The sequence below is a fragment of the Rodentibacter trehalosifermentans genome, assembly GCF_002000545.1.
Taxonomy (GTDB): Bacteria; Pseudomonadota; Gammaproteobacteria; order Enterobacterales; family Pasteurellaceae; genus Rodentibacter; species Rodentibacter trehalosifermentans.
The window spans coordinates 74,447-95,871 of record NZ_MLHL01000009.1 but is presented as its reverse complement, the minus strand read 5'-3'; the positions used below and the strand labels follow the sequence as shown (position 1 = coordinate 95,871).

Below are 21,425 nucleotides of genomic sequence, written 5' to 3'. Positions count from 1 at the left end.
CCCCTGAATCGAAAGGTTTTGGTTTTTTTGTTACTTATCAATGGTTGATCAAAATAGGGTTAAAGCTTTATATTACAAAGTCTTAACCTTATTTTTTGAAAAATAAACAAAAAACTGCCTTTTCTGCCAAAGTTCAAATATCTGTAAATTTTGTATTAGAAATAAATTCCAGCGCTATAGATGTAATACCTGCCTTAAAATATTTACCTTCAAAATGAAATTAAACCCAATAAAAATTTGGAAAGATTATACTGAAGGAAAACAAGCCTATAAACAATTTGCTAATCTACTACAGCCCCAAAAAGTTTATTTGGCTTACTGTTTTTTATTTTTCCCCACGTGCTTGCCATTTTTTCAATCGTTCCAATACAAGGCTTGCCATTGGGTTATCTAATGTCCCTACGTTGAGGGCAAGCGGTTTATTTTGATGGCTTAAAATTGGGCTGATGACACCATGCATCCACGCGTTGAGGGCGGTTTGTGGCGCACTAAATCATCTACTTTACAACAACGCCACTTTTACTTTAGAGCTTTCTTTCTGTTTTTCGGTTGCCTTATCGAAAGGTTTCCAAATCACTTCAGGCAGGTAATTTAATGCTTTACGTTTCGGAGCTGATTCCGAAACTGCCAACGTTTCTTCCGCACTTTGTTTTAGAAGTAGTTCGGCTTGAACCTCTTGGGGTAATGAATTGAAAGAGAATTCAAAACTAATACCTTTAACACCTTCCATTTGTCTGAATTCCCAAGATAAATTTCTTGCTTTTCGAGTTATATTGCTTGACTATTAGGTAGTCCACCGACACCTGCAAGCTCTTTAATAATGACTAGGCCAGATGTCTGATAGCTCAAGTCCCAATGCATCCGCAATTATTTTCTCCCCTTTGGGATAAGGCTTATCTAGGGCATTACGAACAGTAGTTTTTGATAATCCGTTTTCAATTCCGAGCTTAGCCAATGCAATTCCTTTTTTCTCTTGCCATTTTGTGCGAGCCTTGATTAGTTTTAATGCTACCTGCTCAACTACATTTAGATGTAGTTGGCTAACTATGAATTGAATAATATAGTGAATTCATTGTAAAATTAATAGAGAATTTACAATGTTTCAATTATTTTTTAACCATTTGATTTCTAAAATGGTTTATCGTTATCTTTTGGGATTCAATAATGAATTTAAAAGGTGCTTTATGAATTCATCTGAAAAAAGTGAATGGTTCACTGCTTTTGAATTAGAAGGGATCGGAAATTTACCAAAGAAAGCAACGAACATCACAAGACGAGCGACCAAAGAAGAAAAAAGCAAGTAAAAGGAAAGAGAGGGATAGCATACGAATACCACTATTCGTCTTTTCCACTAGACGTGCAAAGACAGCTAGGTTTCAATACAAAGACAGTTGGAAGTGCTGAAGGGGTGGCTCTCTCTTTTATTCGATTCAAGACAGATTGGTGTAGCATCTGCATCAATTGGTCCAAGCTGTACACGTTTTAAAGATAAAGTTTTACAAGTTCTTGAGATAATTGAAAAAAAGTAGAAAATTTAAGTCACGACAATTCTTCTCAGTTTAAGTTAAGTGATGAAGAACTGCGTTTAATTGAAAATTTCAGATTATGTAACAATGATAGGAAAATGCTGTTGATTGCTTCTGCTGAAACATTGGCTAATTAAACTCAAAAGGAACAAAAAGAGAGTTCGGAGCTATTTGCGAATCGTAAAATAGCCTAATACTTTTCGGACAAAACTGCACCGAGGGCATTACCTCTTTTAAAAAACGCCTTAATGTGAAAAGAATAGTAAATGATGCTTGCACAACAAGAATGAATTTTTAATTTTTTGAAAAAGATCATATTTTTAAACTTCGTTTGAACATATTTAAATCGTCTTTTAAACACATTTAAACTGGTGTTTGTGTTTCTCACTTTTAGCGGTTAAATTTGTCATTTAAGGAAGTTTTTCCCATTTCATCATTTCTGTTTTTCCTGCAATAAAAAAGAGGCTTACATTTTGTAAAGCCCCATTTAATAAGGTTTTGAACCACTTAATCCCGCTTAATTTAAGCAATCCCTATTTGTTTCTTTATTTCTCACTTTTAGTGGTTAGTTACAAGGGTGAAATTGAAGCCGATGAGAGTTATTTCGGTGGTATCCGCAAAGGTAAACGGGGCCGGGAAGCCCATTTTGAGCTGTATTTAAAGGAATGTGAATGGCGTTTTAATCACAGTAACTTAAAATCTCAAATTTCTATTTTAAAACAATTAGTTAAGGTTAGTTTGGGTTAGTTATCTAGGACAGCCCCAAATGTTCAGTTATGGCGGAAAACGTGGAAGCTCGTAAGTATGAAAATTAAAAAGTTGGAAGAATAGTAAAAATTGCTATAATCTCCGCTCATTTTCATAAGGAAAAGTAAATATGCTCTCAATTTCTTATTGGCAACGCCTGAAAGTTGCTTTTCAATATGTGATGCCTCAACTTTATTTAACCCAATTTGCCGGCTGGTTTGCCAAGCAAAAATGGGGGGCAATCACACACTTCGCCATTAAAGCCTTTGCGAAAAAATACCATATTGATATGAGTGTTGCGCAAAAAGAACAATTTAATGAGTACGACAGTTTTAACGAATTTTTTATTCGCCCTCTAAAAGACAGCGCTCGTCCGATTAACCAAAATCCGACCGCACTTTGCTTGCCGGCAGACGGTCGTATCAGTGAATGCGGTCATATTGATGACAATCGTTTATTACAAGCTAAAGGGCATTTTTTCCGTTTAGAAGATTTATTGGTGGACGATGCAGAATTGGCCAACACCTTTAAAAATGGTGAATTTGCCACCACTTATCTTTCACCAAGCGATTATCACCGTGTGCATATGCCTTGCGATGGAACACTACGTAAAATGATTTATGTTCCCGGCGATTTATTCTCCGTTAATCCGTTTTTAGCCCGACACGTGCCCAATTTATTCGCCCGTAACGAGCGGGTGATTTGTGTGTTTGATACGGAATTCGGCACGATGGTACAGATTCTAGTGGGCGCCACCATCACTGCGAGTATTGGGACGACTTGGGCAGGCGTGATTAATCCGCCACGTCACAATGAAGTAAAAACCTGGACTTATGAGGGCGAAAGTGCGGTGAAATTCACAAAAGGTCAAGAAATGGGTTGGTTTCAGCTTGGTTCCACTGTAATCAATTTATTCCAAGAAAATAAAGTACGTTTAGCGGATCATCTCACGGCAGGCGAATCGGTGCGTATGGGCGAAATCTTGGCATACAAAAATTAATTTTTACAAAGGAAAACATTATGAATTTTGAACAAATTAAATTAGAAAGCCTTTCCGAAAAAGGCAGTTACGGTATCGGTTTACAAATCGGTCAGCAATTATCAGATAGCCAAATGGATATTACCGTTGAAGCGGTAGCGAAAGGGATTTTTGATGCTCTCAATCACAATCAACCGGCTTTAGACATCAATGATTTAATGCTTTCCGTACAACAACTTCAACAACAAGCAGCGCAAGCTCAGCAAGCGAAATTCAAAGCGGTTGAAGAAGAAGGCAAAGCATTTTTAGCGGAAAATGCGAAAAAAACTGGTGTAAACATTACCGACAGCGGACTTCAATATGAAATTATCACAGAAGGTACCGGTGCAAAACCTTCAGCAAACGACAAAGTTCGAGTGCACTATACCGGTACGTTACCAAACGGTACGGTATTTGATAGTTCCGTAGCACGAGGACAACCTGCTGAATTTCCGGTAAACGGTGTAATTCGCGGCTGGGTAGAAGCCTTACAAATGATGCCTGTTGGCTCGAAATGGAAACTCACCATTCCACATGAATTAGCCTATGGTGAACGTGGTGCGGGAGCTTCCATCCCACCGTTTTCTACCCTGGTATTTGAAGTGGAATTACTGGATATTCTCTGATTTTAATCTTAAAGTTCGGTTAAAAATTTCCCGAATTTCTTGGAAATTATGACCGGTTTTAGAGAAAAACCGGTTTACTCTTCCACAAAGTTAAACCCATTTAATTCAAGGACGAAGTTCTGTATTCCACAGAACTTCGTCCTTTTAGTTTAACCTGAATAACCGATAATTTCCCCGTTAAACAATTCCTTAATCGGCAATAAAAAATCTCCCCTAACCAATTGAATTTTGATTAAACTTCTGGGCAGATCATTTTTTACCGTATATTCCCTTAGAGAAAGATTACATCCAAGCGTTGTTACGAATAATGCCTACGGCAATACCTTCTATTTCAAAATACGGCTGCTCTTCCAAATTCACGACAATAGGCTGAAATTCTTCGTTTTCTGCGTGAAGATAAATCACCGATCCCTTGCGTTCAAAACGTTTTACGGTGACTTCATCTTCAATACGTGCCACCACAACCTGCCCGTTTCGGACATCTTTTGTACTATGAACAGCGAGCAAATCACCATCTAGAATACCAATATCTTTCATTGATTGACCATAGACTTTGAGTAAAAAATCTGCCTGTGGTTTAAACATATCCGCATCAACCCGATAGGTGCCTTCAATATGTTGCTCGGCAAGAATCGGTTCACCGGCGGCGACACGACCGATCAAGGGCAATCCTTCCTGCTCATCGTTAGTGCTATCATCAAGAATACGGATACCGCGTGATGCACCTGAGATAATTTCAATCGCTCCTTTGCGTGCAAGAGCTTTTAGATGTTCTTCCGCTGCATTCGGAGATTTAAATCCCAATTCACGGGAAATTTCTGCCCGTGTCGGCGGCATTCCGGTTGTTTCCAAATGCCGTTTTAATAAATCTAACACTTCCTGTTGTCGGTTAGTTAATGGTTTCATAGCTACTCCTGTTGTTATATACAGAGATTATGTCATTATATACAGAAGATAAGGTGTTGCAACCGTTATTTCTATCTCATACAAAATTTTAAAGGATTATAATCGGTCTAATATGATATTATTGACCCGCTAATTGATAACAAAAGAGAGCCTGATTATGCCGAGTATCGTGAATGCCTATCGTAAACTGTTAGAATTTCCTTTATCGTTCTTAGTAAAAAATAATCCCATTCCGACCAATCCTATTGAAGAACTTCAACTTAATCTTTCCCAGCCTATCGTCTATGTTTTACCTTACACCTCACAAACGGATTTTGTGATTTTCCGCCGCCATTGTTTAGATTTGAACTTACCGGATCCTGCAGAAAAAAATAATGTGCATGATGTAAATTTACCTCGTTATGTGTATTTGGATGAAGGTCGCCGCTTTTTTAAATCAAAGGGAGCAAAAGACGAAACCATCCAAGTATTTAATCAATACTTGGAATTACACCGCTCTTTTGACGATTTAGATGTACAAATCGTACCGGTTTCCGTGCTTTGGGGACGTTCACCGGGACATGAAGATAAAGCAGGTTTACCCAATTTACGCCTATTGAACGGTATACAGAAAACCTTTGCCGCAATTTGGTTTGGACGTGATACCTTTGTCCGTTTTTCCCAAGCCGTTTCGTTGCGATATATGGTAAACGAACACGGTTCCGATGAAAAAATGGCACAAAAATTAGCACGCGTCGCCAAAATGCACTTTGCACGCCAACGTATTTCTGCGACCGGTCCGCGTTTACCGAACCGTAAAGCAATGTTTGGTAAACTTCTGCAATCCGCCGCTATTCAAACGGCGATTGAGGATGAAGCGAAAAGTAAAAATATCAGCCGAGAAAAAGCAGAAAAAGAAGCCTATAAAATTTTAGATGAGATCGCCGCAGATGTGAGCCATTCCAGCCTTCGGGCGGCAGATCGTTTTTTACGTTGGCTTTGGAATAAATTATATTCCGGTATTGATGTGCAAAATGCGGATCGTGTTCGCAAACTCGCCCTTGAAGGTCATGAAATTGTCTATGTACCTTGCCATCGAAGCCACATTGACTATTTATTGCTTTCTTATGTGCTTTATCATCAGGGTTTAGTGCCTCCTCATATTGCCGCAGGCATCAACCTCAATTTCTGGCCGGTAGGTCGTCTTTTCCGTAGTTGGGGAGCTTTTTTCATTCGTCGTACTTTTAAAGGCAATCGACTTTATTCCGCTATTTTCCGTGAATATTTAGCGGAATTGTTCCACCGTGGCTATTCGGTAGAATATTTCATTGAAGGGGGACGTTCCCGTACCGGTCGTTTACTCGCACCAAAAACAGGGATGATGTCGATGACATTACAAGCCCTTCAACATCACCAAACCCGTCCAATTTCAGTCGTGCCGGTTTATGTGGGCTATGAGCATGTTTTGGAAGTGGATACCTATGCAAAAGAATTACGTGGTGCGACAAAAGAGAAAGAAAATGCCGGTTTAGTAATTCGCGTAATTAAAAAACTACGGAATTTAGGGCAAGGTTTCGTGAATTTCGGCGAACCGATTACGCTATCCAATTATCTCAATCAACACTTTCCCGATTGGAAAGAAAATAATAATGAAGATAAACCCCGGTGGTTTACCCCTGCAGTGGATGCGGTATCTCATCAAGTAATGGTGAATATCAACAAAGCAGCAGCCGTCAATGCAATGAATTTAGTGGGGACGGCATTACTTTCTTCACGTCAACGTGCCCTTGCCCGTGAGCAATTACTTGAACAATTGGACAGTTATCAACAAATGTTACAAAACGCCCCTTATTCCGAAGATATGGTCACCCCAACGGACTCACCAAAAGTGATGTTAGAACACGTGTTGAGCCTTGATCGTGTCGGTGTACTGGTCGAAAAAGATAACTTTGGTGAAATTGTTCGTCTTGAACGTACCTCCGCTGTATTGATGACCTACTATCGTAATAATATCCAACACGCCTTTGTTTTACCTTCATTGGTGGCAAGTGTCGTGTTGCATTATGAAGCGATTCAAAAAGATCTCTTATTGGATGCTGTGGCTAAGATTTATCCGTTCTTAAAAGGGGAGCTTTTCTTGCATTTCAGCCAAGAGGAATTAAAGGCGCAAATCGGTAAAATTATTGCGGAGTTCACTCGACAAGAGGTGATTCACAGCAATGAGAATTTCCTCTCTATTAATCGTTCAAGAGTACGAATTTTACAACTTTGGTCTGCCGGCGTGCGTGAAATTTTGCAACGTTACTATATTACCGTGACGATTTTACAAAAAGATCCACAAGTTTCACGTTCGGTATTAGAAAAGGAAAGCCAGTTAGTTGCGCAGCGCCTGTCTGTTTTACACGGAATCAATGCACCGGAATTCTTTGATAAAGCCGTATTCTCTGCCTTTATTGCGAATTTAAAAGAGGAGGGGTATTTTGATGAGCAAGGTCAGGGTAATCTCCCGCTCTTGGAAACATTTTCCTCTATTCTTGAACATCTCATCTCCTCTGAAATCAGCCTTACCATTAAAGGCACCGTGGAAAAAGCGGAAGGAATAGAATAATAGCGAAAGAAAAGTGTGGTTAAAACTCGAGAAGTTTTCGATACCGCCAAAAAAATATAAGGACACCGAAATGGTGTCCTTATTTTCAATATTTTTTCCAATGATTAGCCACGACGGTTTCTACGGGGTTTATCATGGAAAGAGCGGTTAGTTTTCCCGTTAAATTTTCGTTCGTTACGATCAAAACGACCACGCTCAAAATGATTGCCACGTTCTTTTCGCTTACCGCCAAAATCATCACCACGTGACTTATCAGATTTCACTTCCCCCAAGAATGACATCTGCATTTGTTTATTTAACACGCGGGTTTTACCGAATTGTTGAAGCAATTCTTTCGGCATACCCTGTGGTAATTCTACGGTGGAATAATCATCATAAAGTTTGATATGGCCGATATAACGGCTATTAATATCCCCTTCGTTGGCAATAGCACCCACAATATGGCGCACTTCAACGCCATCCATTCTGCCGACTTCGATACGGTATAAATCCATCGGTTGTGGGTTACCATAGCCTTTTCGTTCGCCACGGCGTTCTGCAGAACGTGGGTTTTCACGGCGTTCATTGCGTTCACGACGGCGTTTTTCTATTGGCGGATCCGGTGGCAGAATGAGTTTTTGTTTGCCTTGGAGCAACATTAACATTGCCGCCGCAATATCTTCTTGCGCTTGATCGGCGGTGAATAAATCTTCCAATAAGCTACGATATTGTTCTAAATCGTGATGTTCAAGTTGTTTTGTAATTTTAGTGACAAATTTTTTACGGCGACAATCTTGTAAGATTAAATGATTAGGTAATTCCACTTCATTAATCGGTTTTTTCATCAACTGTTCAATATTGCGTAGCAAACGGCGTTCACGGGGTTCAACGAAAAGTAATGCCCGACCGGAACGACCGGCACGACCGGTACGGCCGATACGGTGAATATAAGATTCGGCATCAAGTGGAATATCATAATTGACCACAAGACTGATACGCTCAATATCAATCCCTCGTGCGGCAACATCGGTGGCAACGACAATATCAAGACTGCCGTTGCGTAAGCGATCGAGGGTTTGTTCACGGAGTTGTTGGGTCATATCACCATTGAGTGCGGCAGAACGGAACCCGTTTTTTTCTAATAGCTCGGTAATATCTAAGGTGCCGCTTTTGGTACGGGCAAAAATAATCGCCGCATCAAATTCTTCTACTTCAAGAAAGCGAAGTAGCGCCTCATTTTTACGCACGCCGTGGACATACCAACAGCTTTGCTCAATATCCGGTGCATTTTCGTTATTGACTTTAATTTTCACCTCTTGAGGGTTGTTCATAAAGCGTTTGGTAATACGACGAATTGGCTCCGGCATGGTGGCAGAAAAAAGGGCGGTTTGGTGTTGTTCCGGAAGTTCCGCCATGACGGTTTCCACATCATCAATAAAGCCCATTCGCAACATTTCATCTGCTTCATCTAACACAATAAAACGAAGGTCGGATAAATCTAATGTCTTTCTGCGAATATGATCAAGAATACGCCCCGGTGTGCCTACCACCACCTGTGCTCCTTGTTTTAGGGCGCGAAGTTGAATGTCATAGCGTTGTCCGCCATAAAGGGTCACAATGCGTATGCCTTGTGCATATTTGACGAATTGTTCGCAAGCCTCTGCCACTTGGATAGCAAGCTCACGGGTGGGCGCCATCACTAACATTTGTGGATATTTTGCTTCTGCATCAATTTGAGCCAATAGGGGTAAAGCGAAAGCGGCGGTTTTACCGCTCCCGGTTTGCGCCATTCCTAATACATCGTTACCGTTGAGTAAATGGGGGATACAGCTTTGTTGAATTGGGGAAGGGGTTTCAAAACCTAAGTCTGAAACCGCTTTTAAGATAAAGTCAGGTAAGCCTAAGTCATTAAAGGTGATTTTGTCAGTCATTAAAATACTCGAATATAAAAAAGGAAAGCTCAAAGGGCTTTCAGGTTTGTTTGTGGTATCCATCTCATCATTTTTGCAGGGGGTATTAAAGCTTATTGAAGATCAAAAGGAGAACCTCTTATTTTCCCCAATAACTTGCAAAGCATGAGAGATTGCGATTAAAGTGCGGGTTAAAAAATCACGGTTTTATGACCGCACTTTTTCCGTCTTTTTCCTCTTCCGTTTGAGCCGGTTTGAGTTTCATCAGCTCAAAGGAGGCAAAACGATACTCAACAAAGTTATAAACCTGATTTGCCATCGCCAGTTTAAATAAAGCCGCCGCTTCATCAACCAGCCCCACATTGAGTTTTTGTTTTGCTAGATAAAAATAAGTTTCCGTAAGAATTTCAGCATATTGTTGCGTGTTTTGGGCAAATTCACCGGCACGCTGTTGTAATTCTTCGACGGAAAGGTGTCCTAAGTAATATTGAACGATATGTGTACCCCAGAAGTCCTCCGATAGCCCCTTTGCTCGTTCAACAAGGTTTTTATGGGCCTCTTGTGGTTTTAATTTTTGTTCGTTCAAATAGAGCCATAAGACACGATAAGGATCTTTTGTATCGGCTTGGTAGAATTGTAAGAAATCTTGTTCGGCAAGATTATAACGTCCTACATAATAAAAATTTAAACCACGGTTAAGGTGGGAGTAGTCATAGCTTGGATCTAATTCAAACACCGCATTGAAAGTTTCCAATGCACCGTCGTAATCTTCCTCAAGCAATAAGTAAAGCCCCAGGTAGTTATACACCGAAGCCATTTTAGGTTGTAATGCAAGTGCTTGGATAAAATCATAACGTGCAAGCCCCCATAAACCGAGCGCATCATACAGAACACCACGCTCAAAATGTAAGGATGCCCGTTCTTCATTACTCATTTTTCCGACAAGCAATACTTGGCTGAGTCGTACAATCATCACTTCTTGTTCAAAGTGAACATTCGGATTCTGTTCCGCCAGCACTACCCGATTTTTAGACACAAAAGCCCCGCCGGATTGGGTACAGCCGGCAAGCAACAATATTGCACATAATCCCAACAAATAGCTGAGATGACGGTGAGGTAACCGAAAATATTGCATTTGCTCTCTTTTGTATCTCTGATTAAAAACAACAAAACTTGATGGCGTGATACCACCAAGTTTTGCGCAATCCTGCTGAGATTATTCTTGCTCGTCTGCAGGCGATTCTTGCGGGATTTCCACCTCTTGTTTTGGTGCAAGATCTTTCATGGTAAGGCGAATACGACCTTGACGATCGATTTCCACGACTTTCACATTGACTTCTTGACCAACTTGAAGGTAATCACTCACTTTCTCAACACGCTCTTCAGCAATTTGTGAAATGTGAACCAATCCCTCTTTATTACCAACGATAGCAACAAACGCACCAAAATCGGCTAAGCGAGTCACTTTACCTTTATAAATTGCACCGGCTTCGACTTCTGCAACGATCTCCTCAATGCGTGACATCACGTTTTTCGCTGCATTGTTATCAACAGCGGCAATTTTCACTGTGCCATCGTCATCAATATCAATAGATGTGCCGGTTTCTTCGGTTAAGGCACGAATGGTTGCCCCACCTTTACCAATGACATCTTTGATTTTCTTCGGATCGATTTTCATCGTATGGATACGAGGAGCATAGTCAGAAATCTCTGCACGAGGTGCAGGAATGGCTTGTTCCATGACACCGAGAATATGCAAACGCGCACTTTTTGCTTGATTTAACGCAATTTGCATAATTTCCGGGGTGATCCCTTCAATTTTGATATCCATTTGTAATGCGGTGACGCCTTCACGGGTTCCTGCTACTTTAAAGTCCATATCACCGAGGTGATCTTCATCACCTAAAATATCGGAAAGCACGACAAATTTTTCGTCTTCTTTGACTAATCCCATCGCAATACCGGCAACCGCAGCTTTAATCGGTACACCTGCATCCATTAAGGCTAGGGAAGCACCACATACCGATGCCATGGAAGAAGAACCGTTGGATTCAGTAATTTCAGAAACCACACGCACCACATAAGGGAATTCGGCAAGGCTTGGCATCACTGCCGCCACACCACGTTTTGCCAAGCGACCGTGACCGATTTCACGGCGTTTTGGTGAGCCGATCATACCGGTTTCTCCCACAGAATACGGGGGGAAATTATAGTGGAATAAGAAATGATCGGAACGTTCACCGGTCAATTCATCAATAATTTGAGCATCACGTTCGGTACCTAATGTGGCAACGGCTAAGGCCTGAGTTTCGCCACGGGTGAAAATGGCCGAACCATGGGTGCGTGGTAACACACCGGTACAAATATCTAAAGCTCGCACGGTATCAACGGTGCGACCATCAATGCGTGGTTCACCGGCGATGATACGTCCACGCACGATTTGGCTTTCAAGTGCGGTGAAAATATCAACGATTTTACCTTCGCTGATTTCTTCATTTTCTGAGGTAATTTGTGCGATAACATCCGCTTTAATCGCATCAATTTGCTCGTAGCGGGTTTGTTTTTCAGTAATACGATAAGCATCGCCCAAACGGGTTTCTGCTATGGCTTTCACTTTATTGATTAAATCTGTGTCCGGCTCAGGGGCAACCCAATCCCAACGTGGTTTACCCGCCTCTGCGGCAAACGCTTTAATGGCTTCAATCACCACTTGTTGTTGTTGATGACCGAATACAACCGCAGATAACATTTGCTCTTCGGATAAAATATCCGCTTCAGATTCCACCATTAATACGGCTTTATCCGTTCCTGCGACAACAAGATCCAAGCGGCTTTGTTTTTGTTCTGCCATCGTTGGATTTAATACGAATTGATTGTTGATAAAGCCAACGCGCGCCGCACCGATAGGGCCATTAAACGGCACACCGGATAGGGATAATGCTGCAGAAGCACCAATCATCGCCACTAAATCCGGGCTAATTTGCGGATTAACGGAAACAACGGTAGCGACCACTTGGATTTCATTGAAAAAACCTTCCGGGAATAATGGACGGATAGGGCGGTCAATTAAGCGGGCGATGAGCGTTTCACCTTCAGAAGGGCGACCTTCACGTTTGAAGAAGCCACCCGGAATACGACCGGCGGCATAAGTACGCTCTTGATAATTAACGGTTAATGGGAAGAAATCTTGACCTTCTTTTACCTCTTTTTTCGCCACAACGGTAACGAACACGCTGGTGTCGTCCATACTCGCCATCACAGCAGCCGTGGCTTGACGTGCCATCGCACCGGTTTCTAATGTGACGGTGTGTTGACCATATTTAAATTGTTTAACAATTGGATTCACAATGTTTTCCTTTTATTTTGATATTAAAAACAACGCTTTATTTTCCAGATTGCGACTAGCAAAAGAAATCTTTAAGAAAATTGACCGCACTTTTGAGAAAAATTTCTTTTGTTAGCCGCACGCTAATACAGAAAATAAAACTGGCACATTATACAGATGTTTTAGGCTGATGGGTAACTTTATTTCATCTCACCAACTTGCTATGATGAGGCAATTTTTATTCATTCATTAAGGAGAGAAGATGATTATCAGCAGCCTAACCAACCCCAATTTTAAAGTAGGTTTACCCAAAGTGATTGCAGAAGTCTGCGATTATCTCAATACCTTAGACCTCAATGCCTTAGAAACCGGCCGCCATGAGATTAACGATCAAATTTATATGAACGTAATGGAACCAGAAACTGCAGAACCAAGCAGTAAAAAAGCGGAATTACATCACGATTATTTAGATATACAAGTGTTGATTCAGGGAATGGAAAATATTGAAGTAGGGGCAACTTACCCGGATTTAGCCGCCTATGAAGATTACAATGAGGCTGATGACTATCAGCTCACCTCAACAGAAATTGAAAATAAATTTACCGTCACATTAACGCCTAAGATGTTTGCCGTATTCTATCCTTACGAACCCCATAAACCTTGTTGTTTAGTGAATGGAAAGGCGGAAAAAATTAAAAAGCTCGTGGTGAAAGTGCCGGTTTCGTTAATTTAGTTGTTATATCAAGTGCGGTCAAAATTTTCTCACTTTTTGATCTGCACCCAAAAGTTGGACTAAACTTCAACTGATGAAGGTGCAGATTATTTATGGACAAAATACGTACTTAACGTGAAGTGAATCCCACTCCTTGAATCAAATCCCCTAGCATTTTGGGGATAGATCATTTGTAGTTTGTTTTAAGCACAAATAACCAACAACGGCGGAAAATGTAGATCCGAGCAAAATACCCAGGCGGGATAATGTGTTTACGCTTTCACCGGCATCCGCATCAAATGCAAGGCTGGCAAGGAACATAGACATCGTGAAACCGATACCGCACAGTATAGCGACAGCAAAAATTTGTTTAAAATTAATTCCTTCCGGTAGTTTTGCAATACCTAATTTCACTGACAAATAGCTAAAACCAAACACCCCAATAGGTTTACCAAGAATCAAGCCTAGTGCGATAGCAAGCAATAGCGGGGAAGTTAGCATTGAGAAATCCAATCCTTCAAAACTCACGCCCGCATTGGCAAAGGCAAAAAGCGGTAAAATGAGAAACGATGTCCAGGGGGCAAGTAAGTGTTCAAAATCTTCTAATGGCGTTTCGCCTTTTTCACCTTTCAATGGGATACAAAAACCGATAATGACACCGGCCAGGGTGGCATGTACGCCGGATTTGAGTACGGATGCCCATAAAACCGTGCCGACCACCATATAAGCGCAAAGAGCGGTAACTTTAAATCGATTTAATGCGATCAACAATACAATAGCAATAGCGGCAAAAATGAGGGCTTGAAGACTTAACCCATGGGAGAAAAATAAGGCAATGACGACTATCGCACCTAAATCATCAATGATAGCCAGAGCTAACAAAAAGATTTTTAACGGCAGTGGAACCTGCTTGCTTAAAAGTGCCATAATGCCAAGGGCGAAGGCAATATCCGTTGCCATTGGAATCGCCCAGCCGTTAGCGAGGGTCGGATCTTGACGGGCAATAAAGACATAAACTAATGCAGGAACGAGCATTCCACCCACTGCAGCAAAAGCAGGAAAAATGGCTTGTTGATAAGTAGAAAGCGAGCCTTCCAATAATTCACGCTTAACTTCCAACCCGACTAAAACAAAAAACACCGCCATAAAACCGTCATTAATCCAGTGAATGAGGGTTTTATCAATAGAAAATGCACCAATTTGAATACTTACAGGCAGGTTTAAGAAATCGTGATAAACAGGATTTAAAGGTGAATTCGCAAATAAAATAGCAATAAGTGCCGCACAGAGCAGTAAAATCCCGCCGGCAGATTCAAGTTTAAAAAATCGCTTTATCAATTGTAACACTAAAATTTCCCCAAAAAATAAAAAAACAATAATAAAAATAATAAGGGGGTGAATACTACCATATTTTTTATTTTCTGAGGAAAATATCGCACATTAAAGTGCGGTCATTTTTACGGGTAATTAGGATATTCAATATGTGATTGAGGTCACATTTCTTCACTTGAATGTTAGGGATATTTTACACTTTATAGTAGAATGAAGCCCTTTTGGTCAATAGAGAAGATTATGTTTACCCGTAAAGATATTGTTGTTTTAGGAATGATGATTTTTGCGCTCTTTTTAGGAGCAGGAAATATTATTTTTCCTCCCATGGAAGGATTTACTGCCGGTACTCAGTGGGCAACAGCCTCTCTTGGTTTTGTTTTAACCGGTGTATTTATGCCCTTTATTACCTTGGTTGTTGTTGCAATAGTCGGGCGTGGAGAAGAATTGACACGCGATTTGCCTAAATGGGCCGAAGTAGTTTTTTTAGCCACATTGTATCTGGTGATTGGCTCTCTGTTTGCTATGCCGCGTGTCACAAATGTAGCTTATGAAATGGCATGGTTACCATTAAATATCGCAGAAGATAATTCCACTAACCATCTTATTTTTTCGTTGGTTTTTAATATTATCGGTATGCTTTTTATGCTTCGCCCGAATACGATTATTTCAACTGTAGGAAAATTTATGACACCGGCATTATTGGTGTTATTAGTAGTAGTGGCGGTGAATGTGATGGTTTCGCCTCTCTCCGATATTGTTGAACCGACCAAAGCTTATGCGACAAATCCGGCGATAACCTCAGGTTTAATTAGCGGTTATCAAACAATGGATGTACTCGCTGCGATAGCCTTTGGGGGGATTGTGGCACGAGCTTTGGCAGTGCGGAACATTTCCTCTACTTCGCAGGTGATGAAATATACCATTTCTGCCGGTTTGATTTCAGTGTTTTTATTAGCTGTGTTATATTTTTCGCTATTTTATTTGGGAGCAACGAGCGAAAAAGTGGCTGAAAGTGCGACTAACGGCGGACAAATTTTCTCCCGTTATGTGGATGCTTTATTTGGTTCGGGTGGAACTTGGATTATGTCGGGTATTATTATTTTGGCAAATCTGACGACACTTGTGGGCGTAACCAGTGCCTGTGCAGATTATTTTGCTAAATTCCATGTTCGTTTATCCTATTCGTTTTGGGTGATAGTTTTTACAGCTTTAACGACAACAGTCGCCCAAACCGGCTTAACAGAACTACTCCGCATCACTATCCCGGCCTTATTATTAATCTATCCTGTAGCTATTATGTTGGTTTTTTTACAGATCATTCGACATAAATTACCCAACATTAAATTTACTTATTATTTCACCTTATTGGCAACAGTGAGTTTTAGTGCTTGTGATAGTTTGAAAAATATGGATTTATTGCCTCAACCTATTGAAAATAGCTTAAATTATTTGCCACTTTATGCAGATGGAATGGGATGGTTAATACCAGCTTTTGTTGCTCTCGGATTATCGTTGATTCTTAGCCCAAAAACGACTTAATTCATTTATAGTTTAAAAAATTAGTAAAGAAAATAAGGGATGAAATTTTATTTCATCCCTTATTTTTAATACTATTAAATTTAGGGGTTGTCCTAGATAACTAACCCAAACTGACCTTGACTAATTGTTTTAAAATGGAAATTTGAGATTTTAAGTTACTGTGATTAAAACGCCATTCACATTCCTTTAAATACAGCCCAAAATGGGCTTTGGGAATACCATTAAATTTGTACAAATGGCGTTTTGTCTGCCTCCAAAAATTCTCAAGTCCGTTTATGTGGTTTTGCTTTTCTGCGAAGTGTATGTTGTAATTAATGCAAAAATAATTAAATTCACTCACATCAAGCACATCACAGCTTCGATAGAAATCGGTGTAAAAATACTATCTGGCTTCAATTTCATCCTCAAACATCTCTAAATAAGGGCTGTTTTGATAGATAGGCAATCGTAAACGATGGAAATAATAAGCCGCAGTGGTTTTTATTTACGTTTACCAACTCTGTGGCGGTATGAGCTGTGATGCCTGCCACAAACAGAACGATGAGTTTATGCTGACTTAGTCGACTTCTTCTCATTTGGCTATCTTAACCTAAATGGGCGTTTTAGTCGTTACCTAGGACTGCCCCGAACATTTTAATCATTATGTCTAAAGACATTAAAAGTGCGGTTGATTTTCTTCCCGAATTTCAACCGCACTTTGCTTTCCCTTTCGGAAGAAAGATAAAAACTATTCTGCTTTTACACCAAGATTACCGATTTTGACCCCCAATACGCCAAGGGAGACAGCATCTAAATAATCCCCTAAAAACTTAAAGAGTTCTGTTAATTCCTTAAATGAGCGTTGAATTTTGATTTGCTCTTCCACTCTTCTTACAAATTCATAGCGAATACCGTTTTCTTCAAAATGCGCCGTAAGGGTTAAATAAACGGTTTCAAAAAAATGGCTATGCGCGCCCTCTTCGCCCGGATCGCTAATACGTACATTCCATGTTGTATTGAATAATATTTCTGTTTTGTTTGACATATTTACCTCACATTGCTTTTTTTATTTTAAGAAAAACCCGATTATAAAGTTTCTGAAATCAAAAAGTTTATAATCGGGCTTTTCAAAAAATTTCCCAACGTGTTTTGTTTTGCGTTGGTAGCTGCCTTTTCCTTTGCGTTTTTTCTCTACACGCTGACGGAATAATTTGTCGTGTAACAATGCCATAATCGCATTATCTTTTACCACACCTCTTGTGTGCTGATAAACAGGTTGATTTTCAACCGCACTTTTTTGTTTCTTTTTCATCATTTTTCCTTAAAAAAGCCGTGAAGGAATTTTCACGGCGGGACATTATACGCATAAACGGCAAAATTACAAAATCGTCAGCACGTTTTCCGGAGGTCGTCCGATCTTAGCTTTTTCCCCTTTCACCACAATAGGACGTTCAAGTAAGGCGGAATGTTGGCTGAGGGCATTGAGCAAATCTGCGTTGGTTAATTCGGGATTATCGAGATTAAGGGTACGATAAAGCTCATCTTTTACCCGCATCATTTGGCGAATATCGCTGATGCCTAATTTATCTGCAAGCTGTTGGAGTTCGGCAACGGAATAGTGTTTTTGTAAATAAAGTTCAATAGTCGGCTGAATACCTTGTGCTTCCAATAATGCCAAGGTTTCCCGGCTTTTAGAACAACGGGGATTATGATAAATCATCACAGACATAGAATTTCCTTTGGTTGGCTATAACTGGTGAGGATTTTAACTTATAATGATGAAAAATTCTCACCGGGATGTTGATTATGTTAGAAATGTTGAAAAGTTGGTATGCACGCCGTTTAGGTGATCCGCAAGCAATAGGGCTGGTGGCAATTTTACTTTTCGGATTCATTGCCATTTATTTTTTCGGCGATTTAATTGCCCCTTTACTTATCGCCATCGTCCTGGCTTATTTATTGGAAATGCCTATTCATTTTCTCAACAAAAATCTGAAACTCCCCCGCATGGTCGCCACCATCATTATTTTTGGTGGATTTATCGGGCTGGCAAGTATTTTCTTTCTTATTCTTGTGCCAATGTTGTGGAATCAAACCATATCTTTACTCAGCGATTTGCCTGCGATGTTTAATAAATTAAATGAATGGTTGCTTGGCTTACCGGAAGATTACCCCGAATTGATTGACTATTCGATGATCGATGCCTTTTTTACTTCCGTGCGTGAAAAAATTCTTGGCTTTGGCGAATCAGCCGTCAAACTCTCACTCGCTTCTATTATGAATTTGGTTTCCCTTGGCATTTACGCTTTTTTAGTGCCATTGATGATGTTTTTTATGTTGAAGGATAAGGGGGAACTTTTACAAGGCGTGAGCCGTTTTTTACCCCGCAACCGCCACCTCGCTTTCAAAGTATGGACTGAAATGCAGCAACAAATTGCCAATTATATTCACGGAAAATTGTTGGAAATCGTGATTGTTACTTTGGTGACTTACGTGATTTTCCTTATTTTTGGCTTAAATTATCCGCTCTTATTATCCGTTTCCGTGGGGCTTTCCGTGTTGGTTCCCTATATCGGCGCAGTGTTGGTGACGATTCCCGTTGCACTTGTTGCACTCTTTCAATTCGGCATTAGCCCGACTTTTTGGTATATCATTATCGCTTTTGCGGTGAGCCAACTTTTGGACGGTAATTTACTCGTACCTTATTTATTCTCTGAGGCAGTGAATTTACACCCGCTCATTATCATTATTTCAGTATTGATCTTTGGCGGATTATGGGGATTCTGGGGGGTATTTTTTGCCATCCCACTTGCTACACTTGTGAAAGCGGTGGTAAATGCCTTGCCGGAAGGGGAATGAAAGAAAAAGGGCGGTTAAAAATTCCGACATTATGTCGCGGTTGCACAAACAAATTTTCACCTTGCACAAGCCGTGCAAGGTGAATTAATCCCAGCCCTTTTAGAGCTGTGGAGAGCCACAAAGTGGCTCAGATAAATTAACGCCATACGACTCGTATGGCGTGAAAAATGAAAATTGTGCATTTGCTGCATAATACTGTTATTTTTGACCGCACTTTTACCTTTCTAATTAACATATTTTCCTAAAATCCTTCGTTGCACGTAATTTTTCCCCTAAACCATCGCAAATTTCAGTCTGCACATTGACGTGAATTTTTCCCATCAATTGCTTTTCCTTTGTTCCAACTGCTCAATTTTTGCTTTACTTTTGTTTTTTTTTTGTACGATATTCGCGTTTTTATATTTAAAAACAAACCCATAGTAAATTGTATTTAACCTTTGGAGGTCATTATGAAATTGACAGTGAAAAAAACAGCAGCTGCGGCACTCATTGCTTTAATATTGGCCGGTTGCAGGATAGATAGTAGTAGGGAAAAGGCGCCTCAACCGATTGAACCGGCTCCAACGGTACAAGCCATTGATTACAGTAAACAAAGCGTGCAACAGCTTGAACAAAGTGCCACCACCGCACAAAAAGTATTAAGCGAGAGTCAAACCAAACTCACTCGAGTAGAAACGGAAATCACGGAAATCAACCGCCGTATTACCTTGCTTAATGAAGAAATCAGCCAACTGGAAAAAGCGGAAACGCAAGATGCCAATGCATTAAAAGCAAAACGTGATGCGTTGGCAGAAGCCAACCAAACATTAATCGTGCAAAACAAAGTGTTAGTAGTGGCACAGCAAGATGTGAAACAAGCACAAATCAACGTTATCAATGTGCAAAATATTTTGGTGGAGAAAAAAGCCGAGCAAAATAAACCACCGGTGGTGATTGTGCCAGACAATCCGTCTCAACCGGAACAACCAAACCAACCATCCAATCCAACCCAACCAGAGCAACCAACAGAACCAACTCAGCCATCTAAACCAATACAACCCGAACAACCGGCAGAGCCTACAAAACCAAGTAAGCCTCAAGGGGTTTATCCTAGAAACTCACAAGGAGGTACTGGAAATACTATTCTAGAGCAACCATCTAAACCAACCCAACCAGAGCAACCAACAGAACCAACTCAGCCATCTAAACCAATACAACCCGAACAACCGGCAGAGCCTACAAAGCCAAGTAAGCCTCAAGGGGTTTATCCTGGAGACTCACGAGGAGGTACTGGAAATACTATTCCAGAGCAACCATCTAAACCAACACAACCCGAACAGCCGATGAAGCCCATAACTCCAGAAAATCCATCAGTTAACTTAGAAGGGAAACAATGGCGACAAGGTACCTCTTACTTTTATTCAAATGATTTTAATAGCTGGTTTTTTAGAGGCGATGCTGGATATGTAGAGGGGTATAATGGTCCTAGAGGTGAGGATATTATAGGCTATAATAATAGAGGTTATATTGAAGAACTAGATTTTGATGCATTTGCAAAATTGCCTCCTGCTTCGGATTTTTACGGTTGGCATGAAGGATCTGTTAAGGATGAGAGAATTTTGGGGATTGAAATTCAGGAGTTGGATAAAAATGGGAGAATTGTGAAAGCAACTCGTCCAGAAAAATTTAACATAATGTTTAAAAATACGCCTTATACAACCTATGGTGCATTATATACTAATGAACATGATGTGAGGCTATTTATCCTAACTGGAAGTCATGCCTCGCTATCAAAGTCAGAGTATAGTAATACCTACCCTGTTGGGGAATTTTATGTAAATGACCATGGCGTTCAAACTGATCGTATTGATTTTATTGATGAAGTGAAAGGTTCTGCAACTTACAAAGGCGAAGTACTTGCAAGAGCGCACAGTCTAAAGACAAACTCCTCCTTAGTACCAGAATATTATTCACCAACAAAACCATTTAAAGATGGTGAAATCACAATTAATGCTCACTTTTGTTCTCGACCTGAGAATACTTTTACAACAGCAACGTTAAATAGTAAGACACTAGGCATTAGAGAATTTGAGCAGGCTAGAATGGATATAGGCACAAATTCTATTCGATTTGTCAATGAGGGAAAGAATTTATCAGAAGGAGAAGAGCTTAAACTCCGTGGGCAATTTTTCGGTAAAAATGCTTCCGAAGCCGTTGGTCATATTACGTATAGAGGGAAGAAAGATATTAGCCCTACAAATAAATTTCAACACTATAACGCCATTTTTAGTGCCGAAAAACAACCAAAATAATATTTATCTGGTGTGATAAATAAATATTTTATGAAAGAGCGAATAATTATTCGCTCTTAATTTATCGAATTAATATTTTGTTGAATAAC

18 protein-coding genes and 2 pseudogenes are annotated in these 21,425 nt (G+C 40.2%); 8 read left to right on the top strand and 12 right to left on the bottom strand.

The window, feature by feature from the left end; all coding sequences use genetic code 11:
• Positions 1-325: 325 nt before the first annotated feature.
• Genes BKK52_RS14050 through BKK52_RS02295 form a run of 3 tightly spaced genes read right to left on the bottom strand, consistent with a single transcriptional unit; the run spans position 326 to position 997 of the window.
• The gene (locus BKK52_RS14050; protein WP_279626510.1) at positions 326-460 is read right to left on the bottom strand and encodes a hypothetical protein; all 135 of its coding nucleotides are present in this window, start codon (positions 458-460) and stop codon (positions 326-328) included.
• Positions 461-502: 42 nt separating this feature from the next.
• Positions 503-772, bottom strand: a complete 270-nt coding sequence (locus tag BKK52_RS02300) for a DNA-binding protein (protein WP_279626511.1) — start codon at positions 770-772, stop codon at positions 503-505.
• A gap of 42 nt (positions 773-814) precedes the next feature.
• A complete protein-coding gene (locus BKK52_RS02295) occupies positions 815-997 on the bottom strand; it encodes a helix-turn-helix domain-containing protein (protein ID WP_077477752.1) in 183 nt (60 codons plus the stop codon).
• A gap of 1,165 nt (positions 998-2,162) precedes the next feature.
• Between BKK52_RS02295 and BKK52_RS14200 the strand changes: the two are divergent.
• The 3 genes and pseudogenes from BKK52_RS14200 to bamJ form a co-directional block, all read left to right on the top strand.
• A pseudogene (locus tag BKK52_RS14200) lies at positions 2,163-2,273 on the top strand (IS1595 family transposase); the annotation flags it as partial.
• A gap of 130 nt (positions 2,274-2,403) precedes the next feature.
• Positions 2,404-3,273 (top strand): archaetidylserine decarboxylase, encoded by an 870-nt coding sequence (gene asd, locus BKK52_RS02280; protein WP_077420103.1) that lies wholly within the window; start codon positions 2,404-2,406, stop codon positions 3,271-3,273.
• A gap of 20 nt (positions 3,274-3,293) precedes the next feature.
• Positions 3,294-3,917, top strand: coding sequence for a BamJ family beta-barrel-assembly machinery protein (gene bamJ / locus BKK52_RS02275; RefSeq protein ID WP_077420104.1), 624 nt, complete (start codon positions 3,294-3,296; stop codon positions 3,915-3,917).
• 282 nt (positions 3,918-4,199) lie between these two features.
• Here bamJ and lexA read toward each other — a convergent pair whose 3' ends face one another.
• On the bottom strand, positions 4,200-4,823 hold the full coding sequence (gene lexA, locus BKK52_RS02270) for a transcriptional repressor LexA (protein WP_077420105.1): 624 nt from the start codon (positions 4,821-4,823) through the stop codon (positions 4,200-4,202).
• 157 nt (positions 4,824-4,980) lie between these two features.
• Between lexA and plsB the strand changes: the two genes are divergently transcribed.
• The gene (plsB, locus tag BKK52_RS02265; protein ID WP_077420106.1) at positions 4,981-7,410 is read left to right on the top strand and encodes a glycerol-3-phosphate 1-O-acyltransferase PlsB; all 2,430 of its coding nucleotides are present in this window, start codon (positions 4,981-4,983) and stop codon (positions 7,408-7,410) included.
• A 104-nt stretch (positions 7,411-7,514) separates the two neighbouring features.
• On the opposite strand, the gene BKK52_RS02260 is transcribed toward plsB, so the two are convergent.
• From BKK52_RS02260 to pnp, 3 genes are all read right to left on the bottom strand, one after another.
• Positions 7,515-9,320, bottom strand: a complete 1,806-nt coding sequence (locus BKK52_RS02260; RefSeq protein WP_077420179.1) for a DEAD/DEAH box helicase — start codon at positions 9,318-9,320, stop codon at positions 7,515-7,517.
• A gap of 178 nt (positions 9,321-9,498) precedes the next feature.
• A complete protein-coding gene (nlpI, locus tag BKK52_RS02255; RefSeq protein ID WP_077420107.1) occupies positions 9,499-10,434 on the bottom strand; it encodes a lipoprotein NlpI in 936 nt (311 codons plus the stop codon).
• An 81-nt stretch (positions 10,435-10,515) separates the two neighbouring features.
• Entirely contained in the window at positions 10,516-12,645 is a 2,130-nt protein-coding gene (gene pnp / locus BKK52_RS02250) for a polyribonucleotide nucleotidyltransferase (protein WP_077477748.1), read from the bottom strand.
• Between the two features lie 241 nt (positions 12,646-12,886).
• Here pnp and nanQ point away from each other — a divergent pair, with 241 nt between their 5' ends.
• Entirely contained in the window at positions 12,887-13,357 is a 471-nt protein-coding gene (nanQ, locus tag BKK52_RS02245; protein WP_077477746.1) for an N-acetylneuraminate anomerase, read from the top strand.
• Positions 13,358-13,504: 147 nt separating this feature from the next.
• Here the strand turns inward: nanQ and nhaA are convergent, their stop codons facing one another.
• The gene (gene nhaA, locus BKK52_RS02240; RefSeq protein WP_077477744.1) at positions 13,505-14,683 is read right to left on the bottom strand and encodes a Na+/H+ antiporter NhaA; all 1,179 of its coding nucleotides are present in this window, start codon (positions 14,681-14,683) and stop codon (positions 13,505-13,507) included.
• Between the two features lie 225 nt (positions 14,684-14,908).
• On the opposite strand from nhaA, the gene brnQ reads away from it, so the two are divergent.
• Entirely contained in the window at positions 14,909-16,207 is a 1,299-nt protein-coding gene (brnQ, locus tag BKK52_RS02235) for a branched-chain amino acid transport system II carrier protein (RefSeq protein WP_077420111.1), read from the top strand.
• Positions 16,208-16,307: 100 nt separating this feature from the next.
• On the opposite strand, the pseudogene BKK52_RS02230 reads toward brnQ, so the two are convergent.
• From BKK52_RS02230 to arsC, 4 genes and pseudogenes are all read right to left on the bottom strand, one after another.
• Positions 16,308-16,782 (bottom strand): annotated as a pseudogene (locus BKK52_RS02230) (transposase).
• A gap of 152 nt (positions 16,783-16,934) precedes the next feature.
• Positions 16,935-17,231, bottom strand: coding sequence for a DUF5377 family protein (locus tag BKK52_RS02225; RefSeq protein ID WP_077420112.1), 297 nt, complete (start codon positions 17,229-17,231; stop codon positions 16,935-16,937).
• A gap of 21 nt (positions 17,232-17,252) precedes the next feature.
• A complete protein-coding gene (locus BKK52_RS02220) occupies positions 17,253-17,498 on the bottom strand; it encodes an alternative ribosome-rescue factor A (RefSeq protein WP_077420113.1) in 246 nt (81 codons plus the stop codon).
• Positions 17,499-17,564: 66 nt separating this feature from the next.
• Positions 17,565-17,915 (bottom strand): arsenate reductase (glutaredoxin), encoded by a 351-nt coding sequence (gene arsC / locus BKK52_RS02215; protein WP_077477743.1) that lies wholly within the window; start codon positions 17,913-17,915, stop codon positions 17,565-17,567.
• A gap of 77 nt (positions 17,916-17,992) precedes the next feature.
• Between arsC and BKK52_RS02210 the strand changes: the two genes are divergently transcribed.
• Entirely contained in the window at positions 17,993-19,045 is a 1,053-nt protein-coding gene (locus BKK52_RS02210) for an AI-2E family transporter (RefSeq protein ID WP_077420180.1), read from the top strand.
• A gap of 449 nt (positions 19,046-19,494) precedes the next feature.
• On the top strand, positions 19,495-21,336 hold the full coding sequence (locus BKK52_RS02205) for a hypothetical protein (RefSeq protein WP_077477741.1): 1,842 nt from the start codon (positions 19,495-19,497) through the stop codon (positions 21,334-21,336).
• Positions 21,337-21,425: the final 89 nt, after the last annotated feature.

Bases quoted from the DNA above. Each gene is read 5' to 3' on its own strand.
- asd (WP_077420103.1), top strand. From the start codon at position 2,404: ATGCTCTCAATTTCTTATTGGCAACGCCTGAAAGTTGCTTTTCAATAT.
- BKK52_RS14050 (WP_279626510.1), bottom strand. From the start codon at position 460: ATGCATGGTGTCATCAGCCCAATTTTAAGCCATCAAAATAAACCGCTT.
- bamJ (WP_077420104.1), top strand. From the start codon at position 3,294: ATGAATTTTGAACAAATTAAATTAGAAAGCCTTTCCGAAAAAGGCAGT.
- nlpI (WP_077420107.1), bottom strand. From the start codon at position 10,434: ATGCAATATTTTCGGTTACCTCACCGTCATCTCAGCTATTTGTTGGGA.
- BKK52_RS02225 (WP_077420112.1), bottom strand. From the start codon at position 17,231: ATGTCAAACAAAACAGAAATATTATTCAATACAACATGGAATGTACGT.
- nanQ (WP_077477746.1), top strand. From the start codon at position 12,887: ATGATTATCAGCAGCCTAACCAACCCCAATTTTAAAGTAGGTTTACCC.
- lexA (WP_077420105.1), bottom strand. From the start codon at position 4,823: ATGAAACCATTAACTAACCGACAACAGGAAGTGTTAGATTTATTAAAA.
- BKK52_RS02220 (WP_077420113.1), bottom strand. From the start codon at position 17,498: ATGAAAAAGAAACAAAAAAGTGCGGTTGAAAATCAACCTGTTTATCAG.
- BKK52_RS02210 (WP_077420180.1), top strand. From the start codon at position 17,993: ATGTTAGAAATGTTGAAAAGTTGGTATGCACGCCGTTTAGGTGATCCG.
- plsB (WP_077420106.1), top strand. From the start codon at position 4,981: ATGCCGAGTATCGTGAATGCCTATCGTAAACTGTTAGAATTTCCTTTA.
- BKK52_RS02260 (WP_077420179.1), bottom strand. From the start codon at position 9,320: ATGACTGACAAAATCACCTTTAATGACTTAGGCTTACCTGACTTTATC.
- BKK52_RS02205 (WP_077477741.1), top strand. From the start codon at position 19,495: ATGAAATTGACAGTGAAAAAAACAGCAGCTGCGGCACTCATTGCTTTA.
- brnQ (WP_077420111.1), top strand. From the start codon at position 14,909: ATGTTTACCCGTAAAGATATTGTTGTTTTAGGAATGATGATTTTTGCG.
- arsC (WP_077477743.1), bottom strand. From the start codon at position 17,915: ATGTCTGTGATGATTTATCATAATCCCCGTTGTTCTAAAAGCCGGGAA.